The sequence below is a fragment of the Gluconobacter sp. P5E10 genome, assembly GCF_018812145.1.
GTDB classification, from domain to species: domain Bacteria; phylum Pseudomonadota; class Alphaproteobacteria; order Acetobacterales; family Acetobacteraceae; genus Gluconobacter; species Gluconobacter cerinus.
The window spans coordinates 427,057-443,561 of the sequence record NZ_JACRVZ010000003.1 but is presented as its reverse complement, the minus strand read 5'-3'; the positions used below and the strand labels follow the sequence as shown (position 1 = coordinate 443,561).

General features: G+C 57.0%; 14 protein-coding genes and 2 tRNA genes. 3 read left to right on the top strand and 13 right to left on the bottom strand.

Translation table 11 applies throughout. The annotated features are described in order from the left end of the window. Positions 1-27: 27 nt before the first annotated feature. From gpt to KP707_RS08565, 3 genes are all read left to right on the top strand, one after another. A complete protein-coding gene (gene gpt, locus KP707_RS08575; protein WP_086633629.1) occupies positions 28-543 on the top strand; it encodes a xanthine phosphoribosyltransferase in 516 nt (171 codons plus the stop codon). A gap of 50 nt (positions 544-593) precedes the next feature. Then, positions 594-670, top strand: a tRNA-Pro gene (locus tag KP707_RS08570). A gap of 20 nt (positions 671-690) precedes the next feature. Further along, positions 691-767, top strand: a tRNA-Arg gene (locus tag KP707_RS08565). 44 nt (positions 768-811) lie between these two features. Here the strand turns inward: KP707_RS08565 and KP707_RS08560 are convergent. The 13 genes from KP707_RS08560 to murC form a co-directional block, all read right to left on the bottom strand. After that, a complete protein-coding gene (locus KP707_RS08560; protein WP_202207291.1) occupies positions 812-1,222 on the bottom strand; it encodes an Ivy family c-type lysozyme inhibitor in 411 nt (136 codons plus the stop codon). Positions 1,223-1,250: 28 nt separating this feature from the next. Next, positions 1,251-1,811: an isochorismatase family protein gene (locus tag KP707_RS08555; RefSeq protein ID WP_211502804.1), complete on the bottom strand. Its 561-nt coding sequence runs from the start codon at positions 1,809-1,811 to the stop codon at positions 1,251-1,253. Positions 1,812-1,906: 95 nt separating this feature from the next. Continuing rightward, complete coding sequence (locus KP707_RS08550) at positions 1,907-3,250, bottom strand: hemolysin family protein (protein ID WP_046902044.1); 1,344 nt, start codon at positions 3,248-3,250, stop codon at positions 1,907-1,909. 86 nt (positions 3,251-3,336) lie between these two features. Next, positions 3,337-5,373 carry an NAD-dependent DNA ligase LigA gene (gene ligA, locus KP707_RS08545; protein WP_211502803.1) on the bottom strand — a complete coding sequence of 679 codons (2,037 nt, stop codon included), beginning with the start codon at positions 5,371-5,373 and terminating at the stop codon, positions 3,337-3,339. Further along, on the bottom strand, positions 5,370-7,088 hold the full coding sequence (recN, locus tag KP707_RS08540; RefSeq protein ID WP_211502802.1) for a DNA repair protein RecN: 1,719 nt from the start codon (positions 7,086-7,088) through the stop codon (positions 5,370-5,372). The genes ligA and recN overlap by 4 nt, the downstream gene beginning before the upstream one ends. A gap of 45 nt (positions 7,089-7,133) precedes the next feature. Continuing rightward, complete coding sequence (locus KP707_RS08535; RefSeq protein ID WP_046901363.1) at positions 7,134-8,027, bottom strand: outer membrane protein assembly factor BamD; 894 nt, start codon at positions 8,025-8,027, stop codon at positions 7,134-7,136. 68 nt (positions 8,028-8,095) lie between these two features. Further along, on the bottom strand, positions 8,096-9,133 hold the full coding sequence (lpxC, locus tag KP707_RS08530; RefSeq protein ID WP_211502801.1) for a UDP-3-O-acyl-N-acetylglucosamine deacetylase: 1,038 nt from the start codon (positions 9,131-9,133) through the stop codon (positions 8,096-8,098). Between the two features lie 135 nt (positions 9,134-9,268). Next, positions 9,269-10,813 (bottom strand): cell division protein FtsZ, encoded by a 1,545-nt coding sequence (gene ftsZ / locus KP707_RS08525; RefSeq protein WP_211502800.1) that lies wholly within the window; start codon positions 10,811-10,813, stop codon positions 9,269-9,271. 58 nt (positions 10,814-10,871) lie between these two features. Next, positions 10,872-12,269: a cell division protein FtsA gene (gene ftsA, locus KP707_RS08520; protein ID WP_211502799.1), complete on the bottom strand. Its 1,398-nt coding sequence runs from the start codon at positions 12,267-12,269 to the stop codon at positions 10,872-10,874. Continuing rightward, on the bottom strand, positions 12,266-13,210 hold the full coding sequence (locus tag KP707_RS08515; protein WP_211502798.1) for a cell division protein FtsQ/DivIB: 945 nt from the start codon (positions 13,208-13,210) through the stop codon (positions 12,266-12,268). The genes ftsA and KP707_RS08515 overlap by 4 nt, the downstream gene beginning before the upstream one ends. Continuing rightward, entirely contained in the window at positions 13,210-14,121 is a 912-nt protein-coding gene (locus KP707_RS08510; protein ID WP_211502797.1) for a D-alanine--D-alanine ligase, read from the bottom strand. The genes KP707_RS08515 and KP707_RS08510 overlap by 1 nt, the downstream gene beginning before the upstream one ends. Then, a complete protein-coding gene (gene murB / locus KP707_RS08505; RefSeq protein WP_211502796.1) occupies positions 14,118-15,032 on the bottom strand; it encodes a UDP-N-acetylmuramate dehydrogenase in 915 nt (304 codons plus the stop codon). Before murB ends, KP707_RS08510 begins: the two co-directional genes overlap by 4 nt. After that, on the bottom strand, positions 15,029-16,465 hold the full coding sequence (murC, locus tag KP707_RS08500; RefSeq protein ID WP_046901369.1) for a UDP-N-acetylmuramate--L-alanine ligase: 1,437 nt from the start codon (positions 16,463-16,465) through the stop codon (positions 15,029-15,031). The genes murB and murC overlap by 4 nt, the downstream gene beginning before the upstream one ends. Positions 16,466-16,505 lie beyond the last annotated feature (40 nt).

Below are 16,505 nucleotides of genomic sequence, written 5' to 3'. Positions count from 1 at the left end.
ATTGCAAAATTCCGAGCCGGAAGGCAGATGAGAGACATGAATGCTACATCCACACCCAAACCCGTAACGTACGCAACCGTCACCTGGGACCAACTCCATCGTGACGCCCGTACTCTTGCTGCGACGCTCATGGAAAAGCACGGTCCGTTCCGCGGTATCGTGGCGATTACGCGTGGTGGCCTGATCCCCGCAGCTATTCTCGGTCGTGAAATGGGCTGCCGCCTGATCGAAAGCGTTTCTGTCATCAGCTACGCTGGTGAAGAAGGCACGCAGCACCAGCCGAAGGTTGTGAAAGCACCAACCGCCGCAGGTGATGGTGAAGGCTTCCTGATCGTCGATGATCTGGTTGATTCCGGCATTACGGCTCAGTTCGTGCGTGAAATGCTGCCCAAGGCTGTTTTTGCCTGCCTGTATGCCAAACCAGACGGAAAACCGCTGACCGATCACTATGTCACGGAAGTCGCTCAGGACACCTGGGTGCTGTTTCCGTGGGATACGGCACCACTTTTTGTGCCTCCGCTCGTAAGAAATGAAAAAGATTGAAAAAACCCTATTGCGTCCGGAACTTATACCACCTAAGTTCCGCCTCGGTTCGGGGCGTGGCGCAGCCTGGTAGCGCGCCTGTTTTGGGTACAGGAGGCCCCCGGTTCGAGTCCGGGCGCCCCGACCAGTCTTTGAGGTTTCTTTACTGCGCCCTTAGCTCAGTTGGATAGAGCAACAGCCTTCTAAGCTGTGGGTCGCTGGTTCGAATCCAGCAGGGCGCGCCAGCCTGCTTAACAGCAGCGCCGCGCGCCTAGCAATTTTCAAAAAATTAGTTGGCAGGATTATTCTTGCTATAGGCATCTCGAAGAACCTTTTCCATTGCGGGTTCTGGTGATCCGAGAAGAGTCTGCTTCAAGGCGCTGTTAGCCTTGATCGACAAAAGCCCCCATGCCCCTGAATGGTCGTTTGCCATGACGATTTCGAGCTGCTGCGCCGCACAGTCGTGGGGTTTGCACATGTGACCCAGCGCATAGCGTTTTCCATCCTGAGAAAAATATTCCACAGGCGTTGATGTGCCCTGTCCTGATACGACCCAGGCCGGCAATGTAATCATGCTTTTATAGGCCTCCTTGAAGCCCGAACGGCTCAGGAGCTCCTGTGTCGTTGGAACTTCTGCAGACGCAAGTGAGGTGGAGAGTGCGATAAGGGGTAACATCGCTGCGAATAATTTCAGTTTCATATGTAGTGTCCTCTCCAGCCGAGATCGTTCAGTCAGACAAAGTGATTCCGTTGCTCCTCAGTTTCTGGAGGAGGGCGCTTTGGTCCGCGTTGATGCCACGGCAGGCCTCAAGCGCGATGTCTGTCCTAAAGCCACAGCGCATGGCATCCTCAGCAGTTGCCGCGACACAGAAATCAAGCGCCAGGCCACAGATCACAACATGGTTGATGGAAAGGCCGCTGAGGAGCGCATTCAGGCCGGTAGAGGTGACATGGTCATTGTCGAAGAACGCTGAGTAGCTATCCCGATTCTGCGCCATTCCTTTGTGAATGATATGGCTGATCGGGCTAAGATCTAGGGACTTTGGAAAATCGGCACCTGACGACGCTGCAACACAATGTTCGGGCCAAGGTCCGCCGTGTGACGCGAAAGAGCAGTGATCTGCGGGATGCCAGTCCTGAGTGGCAATTACAGCCCCAAAGCCAAGATGGGACAGGGCATTAACCTGGGCAATGATTTCATCACCTCTAGGAACAGCCAAGGCTCCATGAGGCAAAAAATCATTCTGGACGTCGACGATAATCAGAGCTGAGTGCTGAAAATCAGGCAAAGGAGCAATCTTCCGAAGCTGAGGCAGGAGCCATGTCCTGCAGAACGCATTGCGCGATCTTAATCAGCCTCCATGCTTGGAAGAAAGGTTTCTCGTTAGAGGCGTGTCACCAGAAGCTGGTTAATCCGGAAGCCTTCAACGTCCACAACTTCGAATCGGAAGCCTGAAGATTCGACGCTATCGGCCTTTCGGGCCATGCGACGCAGCCGATTCATGACGAAGCCACCAACAGTATCGAAATTCTGGGCATCATCGAAAATCGGGATATCCAGTTCGCGAATAACGTCACCGATCGGTGCTGCGCCATCGATGAGCCAGGAGTTGGCATCGCGGCGAACAATGGCCTGCTCCTCAAATGGGCTGACGAGACCATCCATCAGAGCGCCCATGATATCCTTGTAGGTGATGAGGCCCACGACCAGACCATATTCATTCACAATCAGTGCAAAGCCTGCGGAATGAGCGTCGAATTGGGCAAGAGTTTCCCAGAGGTTCAGTGTGTCCGGCAGGGACAAGACATCCCGGCGCATCTTGAAGATCTGGCTGGCGACGGGCGTCAGGCTCTCCTTGGATTGTGGCTCATCCACAACCGCAACCAGAACGTCTTCTGCGCGAATAGACCCGATCACGCGATCCAGTCCGCCATCGCAAAGGGGATAACGGGAGTAGGGACGCACGCGAACCTTGTCCCGCTGGCTCTCTGGTGTCTCCTGAACGTCCAGAAAGACGATCTCATCACGCGGGGTCATGGCGGACGTCACGGAACGATCCTGAAGGCCCAGAACATTCTGAATCATCTGATGTTCTTGCTCCAGCAGGATACCAGAGGCTGTGCCTGCAGCGAGAATAGCGCGCAGATCTTCAGGCGTTACAGGCTCGACGGTGGCCGCGGCTGGGATTTTCATAACGCGCAGAAGCACATCCGATACGCGCGAAAAGACCCAGACCGCAGGATACAGAACCTTCAGCGCCAAGGCAGGGAACCACCCAACCTTAAGAGCGATCCGATCCGGTGCATTCATTGCAATCCGCTTGGGAAGCAGATCCGCGAACAGGACGAAAAGTCCCGTAATAAGAATGAAGGAGCAGGCCGAGCCGCCCTTGGCCGAAAGAGACGGCGAAAAGCCCATGAGCTGAAAGCCGTCTGCGATGGGCTCGCTCAACATCGATTCGCTGATGATACCGCCAAGAACGCCAACGGCATTCAGGCAGATCTGCAGGACGGTAATGACCTGCCCGCTGTTGCGACGGAGCTTCAGAAAGGCAACGGCTCGTGGATCGCCGGCTTCTGCTTTCGAGCGAAGCCTGACGTCACGAGCTGCGGCGAAGGAGATCTCTGAAAGAGAGATCAGGATGGAGACCGCGATCAGGACGACGGTCGCGAGAAGGCCCAGCAGGAGAAGAACAATCATGTGCTGGGTGTAAGAAGAAACTTGCATGCAGGCGGCATCATACTCCGAAGACACCAGAACACGCCAATTATCTTCGGGTGGCAGCCATGCAGGTCCTCAATGTCTTAAAACTGTCAAATCCCTGCCAATGTTCTCCAACCGGCTTCATCAACAGTTTCGAGCCCCAGATCAGCAGCCTTCTTTGCTTTTGATCCTGCTTTTTCTCCCAGAACAACCAGAGACGTCTTTTTGGAAACACTATCGGTTACCTGTGCCCCAAGCCGCTCCGCGATCGCTTTTGCTTCAGGGCGCGTCATTGTGGTCAGGGTGCCGGTGAAGACGATGGTTTTGCCCGAGAGGTGGCCTTCGGACGGTGCTTCTTCTGCTTCAATTGTGTGAAGTTGCTGCCGCAGATCATCAAGAGTTTCGACGTTGTGGGCTTCTGAAAAGAATGCGACCAGTTCGTCTGCAATCGCACCACCAACGCCCATGATGGAATCTAATGCTTCCCGCTCTTCGCTGCCCGCGTTTGCGGCTACCATTGCGTCGCGCCAGGCTTCAAAGGTGCCGTAATGCCGCGCAAGAAGCTGGGCGTTACGCTCCCCGATCCGGCGAATTCCAAGACCGAAAATGAGCCTCGCCAGAGATATGGTCCGTCGCTCATCAATTGCCTGAAGGAGATTCCTGACCGAGAGCTCTCCCCAGCCGTCCCGTTTTTGAAGTTCATCCTGATGTGCGCTCAGGCGAAAAATATCTCCTGGGCGCAGGACGTAGCCGGCGGCATGAAATTCTCGGATGCTGCGGTCTCCGAGACCGTCAATGTCGAACGCGCCCCGTGACACCATATGAATGAGGCGTTCCACGACCTGTGCCTCACAGGTCAGTCCGCCGGTACAGCGGCGCACTGCTTCTCCATGAACACGCTCAGCCAGTGATCCGCAGACCGGGCAATGATTAGGGAAGACATATCGCGGGCTGCGTGGCTCATCGCTTTCCACAACGCCCAAAATTTGTGGAATGACGTCTCCGGCACGTTGAAGGCGAACCAGATCGCCATCACGAACGTCCTTACGAGCGATTTCGTCTTCGTTGTGCAGGGTTGCGCGCGAAACAATCACGCCACCAACATTAACGGGCTCCAGATGAGCCACAGGGGTCAACGCGCCAGTTCGTCCGACCTGAATTTCAATCCGCAGCAGCCGGGTGATGGCCTGTTCAGCCGGGAACTTCCAGGCGATGGCCCAGCGCGGTGCACGACCTGCAAACCCCAGCCGGTTCTGGAGGGCTATATCGTTCAGTTTGAAAACAATGCCATCGATATCATAATCGAGGCCGGAGCGATCGAGAGCGAGCCTGTCCACATACGCGGGGATATCCCGGGCATGTTCGATCAGTTTGGACAGAGGATTAACCGTGAAGCCCCAGCGTGTCAGGGCCTCAAGATATCCTGAATGGGTTTCGCTTACAGCGGACGATGCGTAACCCTGAGCGTAGGCGAACAGGGACAAGGGTCGGCTGCGTGTGATTTCCGGGTCTAGCTGCCGCAGAGATCCTGCTGCGGCATTTCGCGGATTGGCGAACGGTTTGATTCCGCGCTCTGCCTGTTGCTCATTCAGGGTCAGGAAGTTCTTCTTTGAGAGGAAAACTTCACCACGGATTTCTATGACATCTGGCGCATCATCAGGGAGAGTGTGCGGAATATCCTTGAGCGTCAGCAGATTAGCCGTGACGTCTTCACCCTCAATACCGTTTCCGCGCGTGACGCCCCGGACGAATTTTCGATTTTCATACGTCAGATTGATAGAGAGGCCGTCAATTTTGGGCTCGGCGACAAATTGAAGAGCCTGAATGCCGTCGTCATCCAGTCCCAGAAAGCGACCGGCTCGGGAAACAAATCCTTCAAATCCGTCCGCCCCAAAGACGTTATCCAGAGACAGCATCGGAACAAGGTGACGGTGCTTTCCAAAAGCCGAATCGGGTAGGGCGCCTACGCGATCGCTCGCTCCTCCCTCACGGCGAAGCTCAGGGTTGGCGTCTTCCAGTTCCAGAAGCTCACGCCGGGCAGCGTCATATTCTGCGTCAGAAACCTCCGGATCGTCCTTGCCGTGATAGGCCTCGTCCCATCGGGCGAGCAGGGTCTCAAGTTCGGCGTGACGATCGGCAGAATTCATGCGGTCTGTTCCAGAAGGCTATCTGCGGCGCCGCGTGCCGCATCAGTAATGACGTCACCCGCAAGCATCCGGGCAATTTCTTCGCGGCGGGCTTCACGGGAAAGAGGCTCTGCAAGTGTTTCAGTGCGCTCGTTGCGGATGCGCTTGGCAATGCGCAGGTGATGGTCACCTCGTGCGGCAACCTGCGGGCTATGCGTTACGACCAGGACCTGTACGTCCTGTGCGACCTTGTGCAGCCGGTCGCCGATTGATGATGCGGTTGCGCCGCCAACGCCAGAATCTACCTCGTCAAAGACCAGTGTTCCAACATCAGAGCGCTGGGCCAGCACAACCTTCAGCGCCAGCATCAGACGCGACAGTTCACCGCCAGAGGCCACTTTGGCCAAAGGACCGGGCGCCTGACCGGGGTTTGCCGCGATAAGAAAAGAGGATTGCTCCATGCCGCGGCTGTTCCATTGTTCGGGTGCGAGCGGGAGCAGGGAGACAATGAAACGGGCACGTTCAAGTTTGACCGGCTTCAACTCACGGCTGACGGCCTGCTCAAGTTTCTGAGCAGAGTGTTCGCGCGCCTTGGACAGAGCTCTCGCAGCTTCTTCATAGGCCAGTCGAGCTTCTGTCAAAGCGATTTCAAGTCGTGACAGTTCGGCGTTACCCGAATCCAGCGCAGCCAAACGGCTTTTCAGGGACGCCAGAAAGGACGGCAGTTCAGCGACCGAGACGTTATGTTTTCTGGCTTCGGCCCGCAGGGAGAAAAGACGCTCTTCTGTCTCTTCCAGCAGCCGTGGGTCGCTCTCCGTATCGGCTGCAAGACGCGTTAGCAGCATTTCTGCTTCTGCTAACGCTTCCTCGGCTTTTTCCAGCGCATCCAAAGCTTCCTGAGCCTGCGCCTGATGAGTGGAGGTGCTGCCCTCAGTTTCTGCAGAAGACGGCAGTAGCCGGACCAATGCTCTACTGGCAGACCGCAAAGCTGCGGAAGGGTTTGATGAGCGTCGGTCACGCGGCGTGAGTTCAGAAAGGGCTGCGGCAACAGCCTCTCCGCGACGTTCATCTTGCTGAAGACTGACACGTAGCGCGGCAAGCGACTCTTCTTCGCCTTCCTGAGGAGCCAAAGTCGAGAGGTCATCAACAGTTGCGCGTAGCCATTCTTCCTCGCGCGCAGCAGCATCCATTTCGGAGCGTGCCTTTGCGAGGGCTGTGCGAGCATTGGCCCATTGATGAAATGTTGCGGCAGTTCGCGCCAGAAGGTCCCGTTTGACGCCGAATGCATCCAGCAAATTCAGGTGAGTGCTCTGATCGGCGAGGCCCATCTGCTCGTGCTGGCCCTGGATTTCCACGAGTTGAGACGCGATACGCCGCAGCAGGCTAATTCCGACAGGCTGATCCGAGACATAAGCGCGTGAGCGTCCATCAGGCGTGACGATGCGGCGCAGCACCAGAGGCTCCGAAGCTTCTTCCAGTGCGATTCCCTGTTCACTCAGGAGAGTAAAAACAGGATGCCCGGACGGAACTTCAAAGATGGCAGCCACACTGGCTTGCGCTGCCCCGGAGCGGATCAGTCCAGCATTGGCACGGTCTCCGAGGGCAAGGCCAAGGCTATCGAGCAGGATGGATTTACCAGCACCGGTCTCGCCCGTCAGAACGGTGAGACCTGCGGCCAGGGTCAGATCGAGCTTTTCGATCAGAACGACGTCACGGATCGAGAGATGGGTCAGCATGACGGGAATGTTGTGTGTAGTGAGGCGTGTTTCAAACGCCTCACATCAGAATACGCTATGCCAGGCGCGGGAAAAGAATCCACGCGGCTTGCTGGACGTCTTGGTCGGCTGCTTGAACTCACTGGACAGCAGCTTGTTATCCCGCAGATTTGCATAGGCATAGCGGTACCACTGACTGTCTGGATAGTTGTAACCCAGCACGGATGCCGTCTGTCTGGCCTGATCCTTGAGACCGAGAGCCAAATAGACTTCCACAAGACGCTCCAGCGCTTCAGCCACGTGGTTCGTGGTCTGGAAATCCTGCACGACACGCTGATAACGCGTCATCGCGGCTTCATAGTTGCGCTGCTGCTGATACCAGCGGCCAACCAGCATTTCCTTACCTGCAAGATGATCACGGCAAAGATCAATCTTCAGCTGGGCATCACGTGCATAAGCTGTCTGCGGGAAGCGGGTAATAACCTCTTCCAGAGCATCAAGGGCTTCAACCGTTCCCTGCTGGTCACGCTGCACGTCAGCGATCTGCTCATAATAGCAAAGCGCGCGCAGATAGAAGGCATAGGCCGCATCAGGGCTGGTCGGGTGGAGCTGGAGATAACGCTCAAGCTGCTGAACCGAAAGCGCATACTCACCTTGCAGGTAGTAGGCATAGCCTTCCATCAGCTCGGCATTGCCGGTGAAGCCGGAATACGGATAGTTCTGCTGAAGCAGCTCGAATTCGCCGCCCGCCAGTTCATATCGGCCGGAATGAAGAGCATCGATACCGTAATTATACAGCGTCTCTGCGTCAGCAGCCTTTGGAATGACCGGCTTCTCATGCTTGTGAGAAAGCAATGAACAGCCTGACAGAAGCAGCAAACCGCTTACGGCCGCAGCCTTCAGAACAAGACCCCGTCCGTTCCAGGACACTTCGAAATGATGCTGAGTGCTGCTTGCCATACCTGCTCTTCCCGTGAAGCCCGTCTTATATCACGGGAATGCGGGGACGAAAGACCCGCCATTTAACCTTAGGCTGCGACGCGTGTGCGACGATGGCCGCGTGCCGAAACGGTAGGGGTCTCTGCTTCAAAACGCCAGTTTTTCTGATCTGAAAAAACGCTGCGCAGAAGCTCGTTATTGATCTTGTGACCAGACTTATGGCCGATAAATCCCGCTTTCAGGCGATGCCCGCAGCAATAGAGATCACCGATAGCATCCAGAAGCTTATGCCGGGCAAATTCCCGCTCGATTTTCAAGCCCGCTGGATTAAGGATGGTCTTGCCGTCCACTACAACAGCATTGTCGAGAGACCCGCCACGGGCGAGGCCGATACTTTGAAGATACTCAATGTCTTTGCGGTTCACAAAAGTACGGCAGAAAGACACTTCTTCCAGAAAACGCGCCGGATCGAGCTGCATGGCATAGCGCTGACACCCAATGGCTTCAGCATCAAAATTTAACGAAATTGCAAGAGAGAGACCGCGTTGAGCCGGGCGTAGCTCGGCAAAAGCCCCGTTGTCGCCCTCAACTCTCACGTTTCGAAGAATTTCAATAATTTTTCGTGGCGTATTCAGCGTTTTCTTGCCCGCGCATCGCAAGAGGAAGGCAAAGGCATCTGCCGAACCATCCAGAACAGGCAGTTCCGGCCCGCTGACTGAAATGAGCGCATTATCAATTTCCATGGCGTTAAGCGCCGCCATCAAATGCTCAATGGTCGCTACACGTAAAGCAGGATCGTCTTTGCATGCGACAACAGTCGAGAGTTTGGTGTCGATAATCCGGTCATAGAGAGCGGGAAACGAAGGAGAGCCGGGGTAATCGCTCCGCTGAAAGCGAATACCTGTATCCGCTTCGGCTGGAGAAATTTCCAGATCGACATCAAGGCCACTGTGAAGGGCGATGCCTCGGCAGGATATGGGAGAATGAAGGGTTGTCTGCAGGTTCTTCAAATCGGGACGCTCAGAGAAAAGAGGCGTCTGCGTGCTGTCAGACGCGCTGGAAAGTAGCGGGCGGACCTTTCGATCTGCTGGAACCGACTTTCCATGATGCGCTGGCGTAACCTGCATGAATCCCCCGACGATTTAGACTGGCTTATAATAAAACCCAGTCATCGCCGGAGTGCCATTCAATGATTGTTGCCGGATATTACCTGACTGCTTTCCTGCGATGCGCAAGATTTTGCAGGAAAGCAGTTTGCTTATTCAGCGACGGAGATAGGTGGGAATATCGAGCGTGGAATCATCGCTACCGTCAGACGGCGCTTGGTTATGGCGCTGGTCGGAGGGGTTATGATGATCCGTCTGCTGATATGCGTCACGGCTGTTCTGTTCCGTGCGCGGTGCTTGCGGGGCTACTTGCTGCGGAGCCGGACGGCTCCGGAAAGCGCCTGTCATAAGGCCGAAAATGCTGCGTGGGGCTTCTGGAGCTGGTGCACGTGGCGGCTCGGAAAACAGGCCAGCGCGCGGGGAGCGAGGTGCTGCATCGTCCTGCGGGGCTGCGACGTGCGGCTGCTGAGGGGCCGCATGTGGCGGTGGTGCAACCGGGCTTTCTGCTGCTGGTGGGGGCGATGCAGGCTGCTGTGACGCGTTCGGGTCAAGGTTGAAGTTCGGGCGTGGCGGCCCACCTGCGTAGGTTGATCCCGGCTGAAACGTCTGGGGTGCCTGGCGGCTTTGAGCAGACGTATCACGTGGAGCCGAGGCAGATGGGGCCTGCTGCGGAGGCGACGCAGGGGTTGTTTCTGTGTTGCCCGGATCGTTTCTGGACTGGGTGTCGATGCCCGTTGCCACAACGGACACGCGAATACGTCCGTTCATGTTTTCATCGATCAGAGCACCAAAGATGATGTTGGCTTCTTCGGCAACTTCTTCACGAATGCGGTCGGCAGCTGCGTTCACTTCGTAAAGTGTCAGATCTTCGCCACCTGTGATGTTGATCAGCAGACCGCGGGCGCCAGCCATGGACGCATCTTCAAGCAGTGGGTTGGAGATGGCGCGCTCCGCAGCGGCAACGGCGCGATCTTCACCATCATCTTCCGTGGTGGCTTCACCGGTGCCCATCATGGCCTTGCCCATCTCTTCCATCACGGCCTTCACGTCCGCAAAGTCGAGATTGATGAGGCCCGGAGAGACCATCAGGTCCGTAATGCCGCGAACACCCATGTTCAGGACGTTGTCAGCCATTTTAAAGGCTTCACGGAACGTCGTGTTCTGGTTTGCGGAATTGAACAGGTTCTGGTTCGGAATAACAATCAGGGTGTCGACGTGCTTTTGAAGCTCGGCGATACCGGATTCAGCAGCCAGCGTGCGGCGGCGACCTTCAAAGTTGAAGGGCTTCGACACCACACCAACTGTCAGAACGCCACGTTCACGGGCCATGCGCGCGATAACCGGGGCCGCACCCGTACCCGTACCACCGCCCATACCGGCTGTGATGAAGACCAGATTCGCCCCTTCGAGCTGACGCTCGATTTCCTGTGCAGCTTCTTCAGCAGCTTCGCGGCCGATTTCCGGCTTGGCACCTGCGCCGAGGCCGCGTGTCAGATGGGGGCCAAGCTGGACGCGGCGTTCAGCCTTGGAATGGGCGAGCTGCTGCGCATCCGTGTTGGCAACAACGAACTCGACGCCCTTGAGCTCCGAATCGATCATGTTGTTGACGGCATTCGTGCCACCACCACCAACACCGACGACGGTAATGCGCGGGGCCAGTTCAACGTGAGAGTTCGGGGTCGGGGTAAGGTTCAAAGTCATGATCAGGTCCGGAACTGCGAGGAAGCAACGGAAAAAAGGGCGTTATTTTCTGTGTAGCTCATCCACGGTCGCGGATGAACCCCACGAGACGTTTCAGAAGGCTGCCAGATCGAGGTTCCGGGGTTGAAATGTCCCCAAAGTCACGATCTGCGCCCGCTGCCCAGGCCAGAAGCCCCGCAGCGGTGGAAAAACCGGCCGAAGCTGCAGCAGTCTCCGGCAGGCCATGAACGTTTAGCGGTTTGCCCATGCGAACCGGCCGGGCAAGAATGCGTGTTGCGACAGGCACGATGCCTTCCATCAGGGAAGCTCCGCCTGTCAGAACGACACGCCCGTTGGCGAGACGTCCCAGGCCTGCATTGTCCAGAGCATGGCGCACAAGTTCAAGTGTCTCTTCAACGCGAGGCTGAATAACGGAGATCACTTTCGAGCGCGGAATACGGGCCAAACGGTCCCGGCCTTCCCCAATGAGGGGCACGGACAGGATTTCGCGTTGATCATCGGATCCAAGTTGTGCCGCACCATACATGGTTTTCAGGCGCTCTGCAGTTTCCAGAGACGTCGAAAGAACGCCCGCAATATCACGGGTAACATGAAGGCCACCAACAGGGATTTGTGCCGTATGGATCAGTCGGCCTTCACAGAAAACTGCGAGAGAGGTGGTTCCTCCTCCCATTTCCACGACGGTAACGCCCAGATCACGTTCTTCGTCAGCCAGTACGGCAACGCCAGAGGCAAAGGGGCTGGAAACCAGTCCGTCGAGTTTGAGCTCTGAATGCTGGAGAACGGTATCCAGTGTGCGGAGAGCACTGGAGTTCATGTCAACAACATGCAGTTTCGTCGCCAGCTGTTCACACTGATGACCACGCGGATCAGCAATACCAGGCATGGAGTCAACGACATACCCGATGGGAAGGGTATGGATGACGTCCCGACCTTCTGACCATGCGCGGGCCTGACCGTCCGTGATCAGGCGCTGCACATCGCCATCCGTCACTTCACGGCCACCGGTGGGCATGTGGGCATCGATCAGGCGGCTTCGGGGATGACCGCAGGACAGATTGACGACCAGTGAGTCCATTCGTCGCTCTGCGGCTTCCTCTGCCTGACCAACGGTGGCGCGAATAGCAGCTTCGGCTTCACGAATATCCACGATCGACCCAGATCGAATTCCGTGGGAGCGCCGCCAGCCATAACCCAGAACCTGAATGGAACCATCCGGCTCACCCTTGCCAATGAGGCAGGTCATTTTCGTTGTGCCGATATCCAGCGCACCGAAAACGCCATTGCGCCAGACGCGAGGTTTGGATGTCTCTTCCGGAGGCAGCGGCAGGATTTCACGTGATGCGCGGTTCAGCGCAACTTCGCGTTCGCCGCCTACAGGGATCAGGGACCGGCCCCGCAGACCACCCCGGCGGCGAAAGGCCGGAAGATCGGACGTTGGTGTAAGATCGGTCATGGCTGCTGTGTCGTCTGGCTGCTGTCAGAAGGAGGGGCGGGTGTGTCGGTTTTGGCTGCGTCAGGAGGAGGAGTGGGCGCAGGTGTCTGATGAATGACCATCCGATCTGGAAGGCGCATGTCAATCGAGACGACAGGACGATCCAGCAGGTTCATGCTTGTCTGGTATTGCGCGAGACGTGCAAACGCTGCGGCCTCTTCGCCTTCGGGGAGCATGACAGTTGTCCCGTCTTTCAGGGTCACATTCCAGCGCCTGTTTCCCACACGAATGAGAGCGGTCACACGGGATTTGACATCCGGCTGTTTGGCTAAAGCGTCAATGACGACGGACGCGGCAGTATTGGCACCATCGCCAACGACAAGCGGTAGCTGAAGGAATGCCTGAGCATTCTTGCCTGTCATGCCCTGATCGGGAACTTCTTCGCCGGCCTGATTAATGAGCGAAAAATGCCCATGCGTTTGCCAGACGGCGATGGGTGTACGTTCGGTCAGGTTAATGATGATCGTATCCGGCATCCGCCGCTCGACGGTCGCATGATCCACGAAGGGAAGTTCATCAATGCGCTGGCGTGCGGCTTCAACAGAAAAACCGAAAATTGGGTGGCCAGTGCTTGTTCCCAAGGCTTCGTAAATTGATGCCTCGCTGGTCATGCCGCGACCGTTGATGACGACGTGCCGAATAGGCAGCGGCTCCATGGCAACAAGTTTGGCTCTTAGCGGAGCAAAACGCTCCTCCGACGCTGCGTCATACAGGAGGCGCGCTCCTACTCCTCCCAGTCCGACCACGACAAGGAACACGATTCCGGGGCGAATCAGTTTCCGTTGACGGCGCAGGAACAGTTTCGTCCGTGACGGCCGGTCCTCGTAAGGCGGCATCGGCGCCGGGCGGAAAGCCGGGTCACGTCGGAAATCGGGTTCCTGAGGGCGGGAGTCCCTGCGCATCAGCGGGTCAGTGCCTCCTGAACCAGCCAGTCACAAAGATCCGGATAGGAGATACCGCAATACGCAGCCTGTTCCGGCAGCAATGAGGTCGGGGTCATGCCGGGCTGCGTGTTAACCTCGAGAACGATCAGAGTGTCTGTCTCGTCATCGTAGCGGAAATCCGTTCTGCTGGCGCCAGAACATCCCAAAATCTGATGAGCACGCAGAGCATAATCCAGTGCACGCTCCGTCACGCTTTCTGGCAGCTCTGCCGGGACGACGTGCCTGGAGCCACCAGCTTTGTACTTTGCTTCGAAATCGTAGAATGCAGCCGTTTCGGCAGGCAGAATGTCGGTTACCGCCAGAGTACGATCACCCATAACGCCCGCAGTCAGCTCACGGCCCGGCACGAAGGCTTCAACAAGAGCTTCTTTGCCAAAGCGCCAGTTTTTTGCGATTTCGGCACGACGGTTATCACCCTGGCGGATGATTTCAACGCCGACCGACGATCCTTCCGCGACAGGCTTCACAACGTACGGCACGGGCAGCGGGTCTGCTTCCGCCAGTTCTTCAGGCGTGATGACACGGCCTTCCGCAATGGGAAGCCCCGCGGCCGCGAGCAGCATGCGGGTTGCTCCCTTGTCCATTGCGACGGCAGAGGCGCGGATGCCGGAGTGTGTGTAAGGAAGTCCCATCCATTCCAGCACACCCTGAATGGCGCCATCTTCGCCTTTTGGGCCATGCAATGCATTGAAGACGACGTCAGGGGCGGCCGAATTCAAAGCCTGAATGGTGACGGCAATATCGGCGCCGACATCGACTGGCGTTACCTCATGACCTTTCTCGCGCAGCGCGGAGATGGCTGCATTGCCACTGACAAGGCTGACAGGTCGCTCGCTGGACGTACCGCCATATAAAACTGCGACCTTCATACTGTCTTCTCTCCTACGTCACGACGACCAATGCGTCTGATCTCCCAGTGCAGGTCAATTCCGCTGAGGTCCAGAACTTTCTTGCGAACAGTTTCCCCAAGCGTTTCAAGCTGTTCGCTACTGGCATCACCAATGTTCAGCAGGAAGTTGCAATGCTTCTCACTGACCTGAGCACCACCCAGCGTCAGGCCACGGCAACCTGCTTCATCAATCAGCGCCCAGGCTTTGTGACTCTCCGGGTTACGAAACGTTGAGCCACCAGTGCGGGCACGAACAGGCTGGGACGCTTCGCGAGAGGCACGAATTTCTGCAAGGCGTTCTCGAATGGCATCTGGTGCTTCCGGTGTGCCACGCAGTCTGGCCCGGATGACAATAGCACCTTCCGGCAAATCCGAATGACGGTACGCAAAGCCCAGTTCTTCACAGGTGAGGCGACGCAACTCGCCATCTGACGTGAGAATATCCGCCCAATCGAGAACGGCATTGATGTCCGAACCATAAGCGCCAGCATTCATGCGCACAGCGCCGCCGATGGACCCGGGAATGCCGACAAGAAATTCCAGTCCAGCCAGGCCTGCAGCGGCACTGTGCTCGGCCACCGTAACATCCAGAGCTGCGGCGCCCACTACCAGGCCCTCAGTCTGGACTTCAATGTCCGAGAAACCACGGGCCAGCCGGACCACCACGCCTTCAATACCACCATCGCGGATGATGACATTTGAGCATGCGCCCAGAACTGTCAGGGGCATGTCGACGGGGCGGTTCCGCAGCAGATCAGCTAGATCATCGGCGTCTTCTGGCACGAACAGCCAGTCAGCCGGGCCGCCAGTGCGGAACCAGGCGCGGGCTCCCAGCGGTGCATTGGCCGTCAGACGTCCGCGAAGGCCCTGAACTGGAAAGTTGTTGCTCATACAGCGCTTTCCGGCGCCGGGCTCTTGGTGTTCAGAGCTTCCAGCTCTTGCGGAAGGGTCTGTGCCCACTGGGTGATTGTTCCGGCACCGAGGCAGACAACATAGTCGCCGGGCTTTGCGATCGCATTCACCATTTCAGGAAGAAGCTCAGGTGAGGGCAATGGCACGACAGACCGATGTCCACGATCCCGCAGGCCTTCGACCAGAGCATCACGATCTGCGCCTTCAATCGGGCTTTCACCAGCCGCATACACGTCAGCCACGATAACGGTGTCAGCGTCGTTCATGCAGGTGCAGAATTCGCCGAACAGGCCTTTCAGGCGGGAATAACGATGCGGCTGCACCACGGCGATGACGTTCTTTGCGCCTGCCTGACGTGCAGCTTTCAGGACAGCCGCAATCTCGACCGGGTGATGACCATAATCGTCAATGATTGACACGCCATTGAATTCACCCGTCCGCGTGAAACGACGCTTTACGCCCTTGAAGGACGCCAAGCCGGAGGCGATGACGGAATCACTGATTTCCATTTCCAGCGCCACTGCAATGGCTGCCAGAGAGTTCAGAACATTATGATGCCCCAGCATTGGCAGGCGGAACGGACCGGCACGACGCGTGCGGTTGCGGGCGCGGTTCGTGACCACAACCTCGAATGTTGCGCCACGCTTGTCCATCACGACCTTCTCAGCGCGAACATCGGCTTGCGGGCTGAAACCGTAAGTGATGATGCGGTGATCGGACAGGCGCGGGATCATCTGCTGAACCTGCGGGTGATCTACGCACAGCACCGCAAAGCCATAGAACGGAATGTTGGAGACGAACTGGTCATAGCCCGCCTGCATGGCTTCTTCCGTACCCCAGTGATCCAGATGCTCGGGGTCCATGTTCGTGATGACCGCAATGACAGCTGGAAGGCGGAGGAATGATCCGTCGCTTTCGTCGGCCTCAACAACCATCCAGTCACCAGAGCCCATACGGGTGTTGGTTCCGTATGCCTCGATGATGCCGCCGTTGATGACGGTCGGGTCCAGCTTCGCATGCTCCAGAACACACGCCACAAGGCTTGTCGTCGTGGTCTTACCGTGTGTGCCGCCGATCGCGACAGACCAGCGCAGACGCATCAGTTCTGCCAGCATTTCCGCACGACGAACGACCGGGATCAGCTTCGCTCTCGCCGCAACAACCTCAGGGTTGTCTTTCTTGACGGCTGTAGAGGTCACGACAACCTGGGCGTCACCCAGATTGGAGGCATCATGTCCGATGTGGATCTGTATGCCAGCGTGTCGCAGACGCTGAACATTCGAGCTTTCCGCAATATCTGAGCCCTGAACCCGGTAGCCCAGCATGTGCAGGACTTCTGCAATGCCGGACATTCCGATACCGCCGATACCGACGAAATGAATGGTTCCGATGTTCAGGGGCAGGGCGCGCATGGGGCAGATACTCTTGAGGTAATAGGGTAAAAAGAGATGA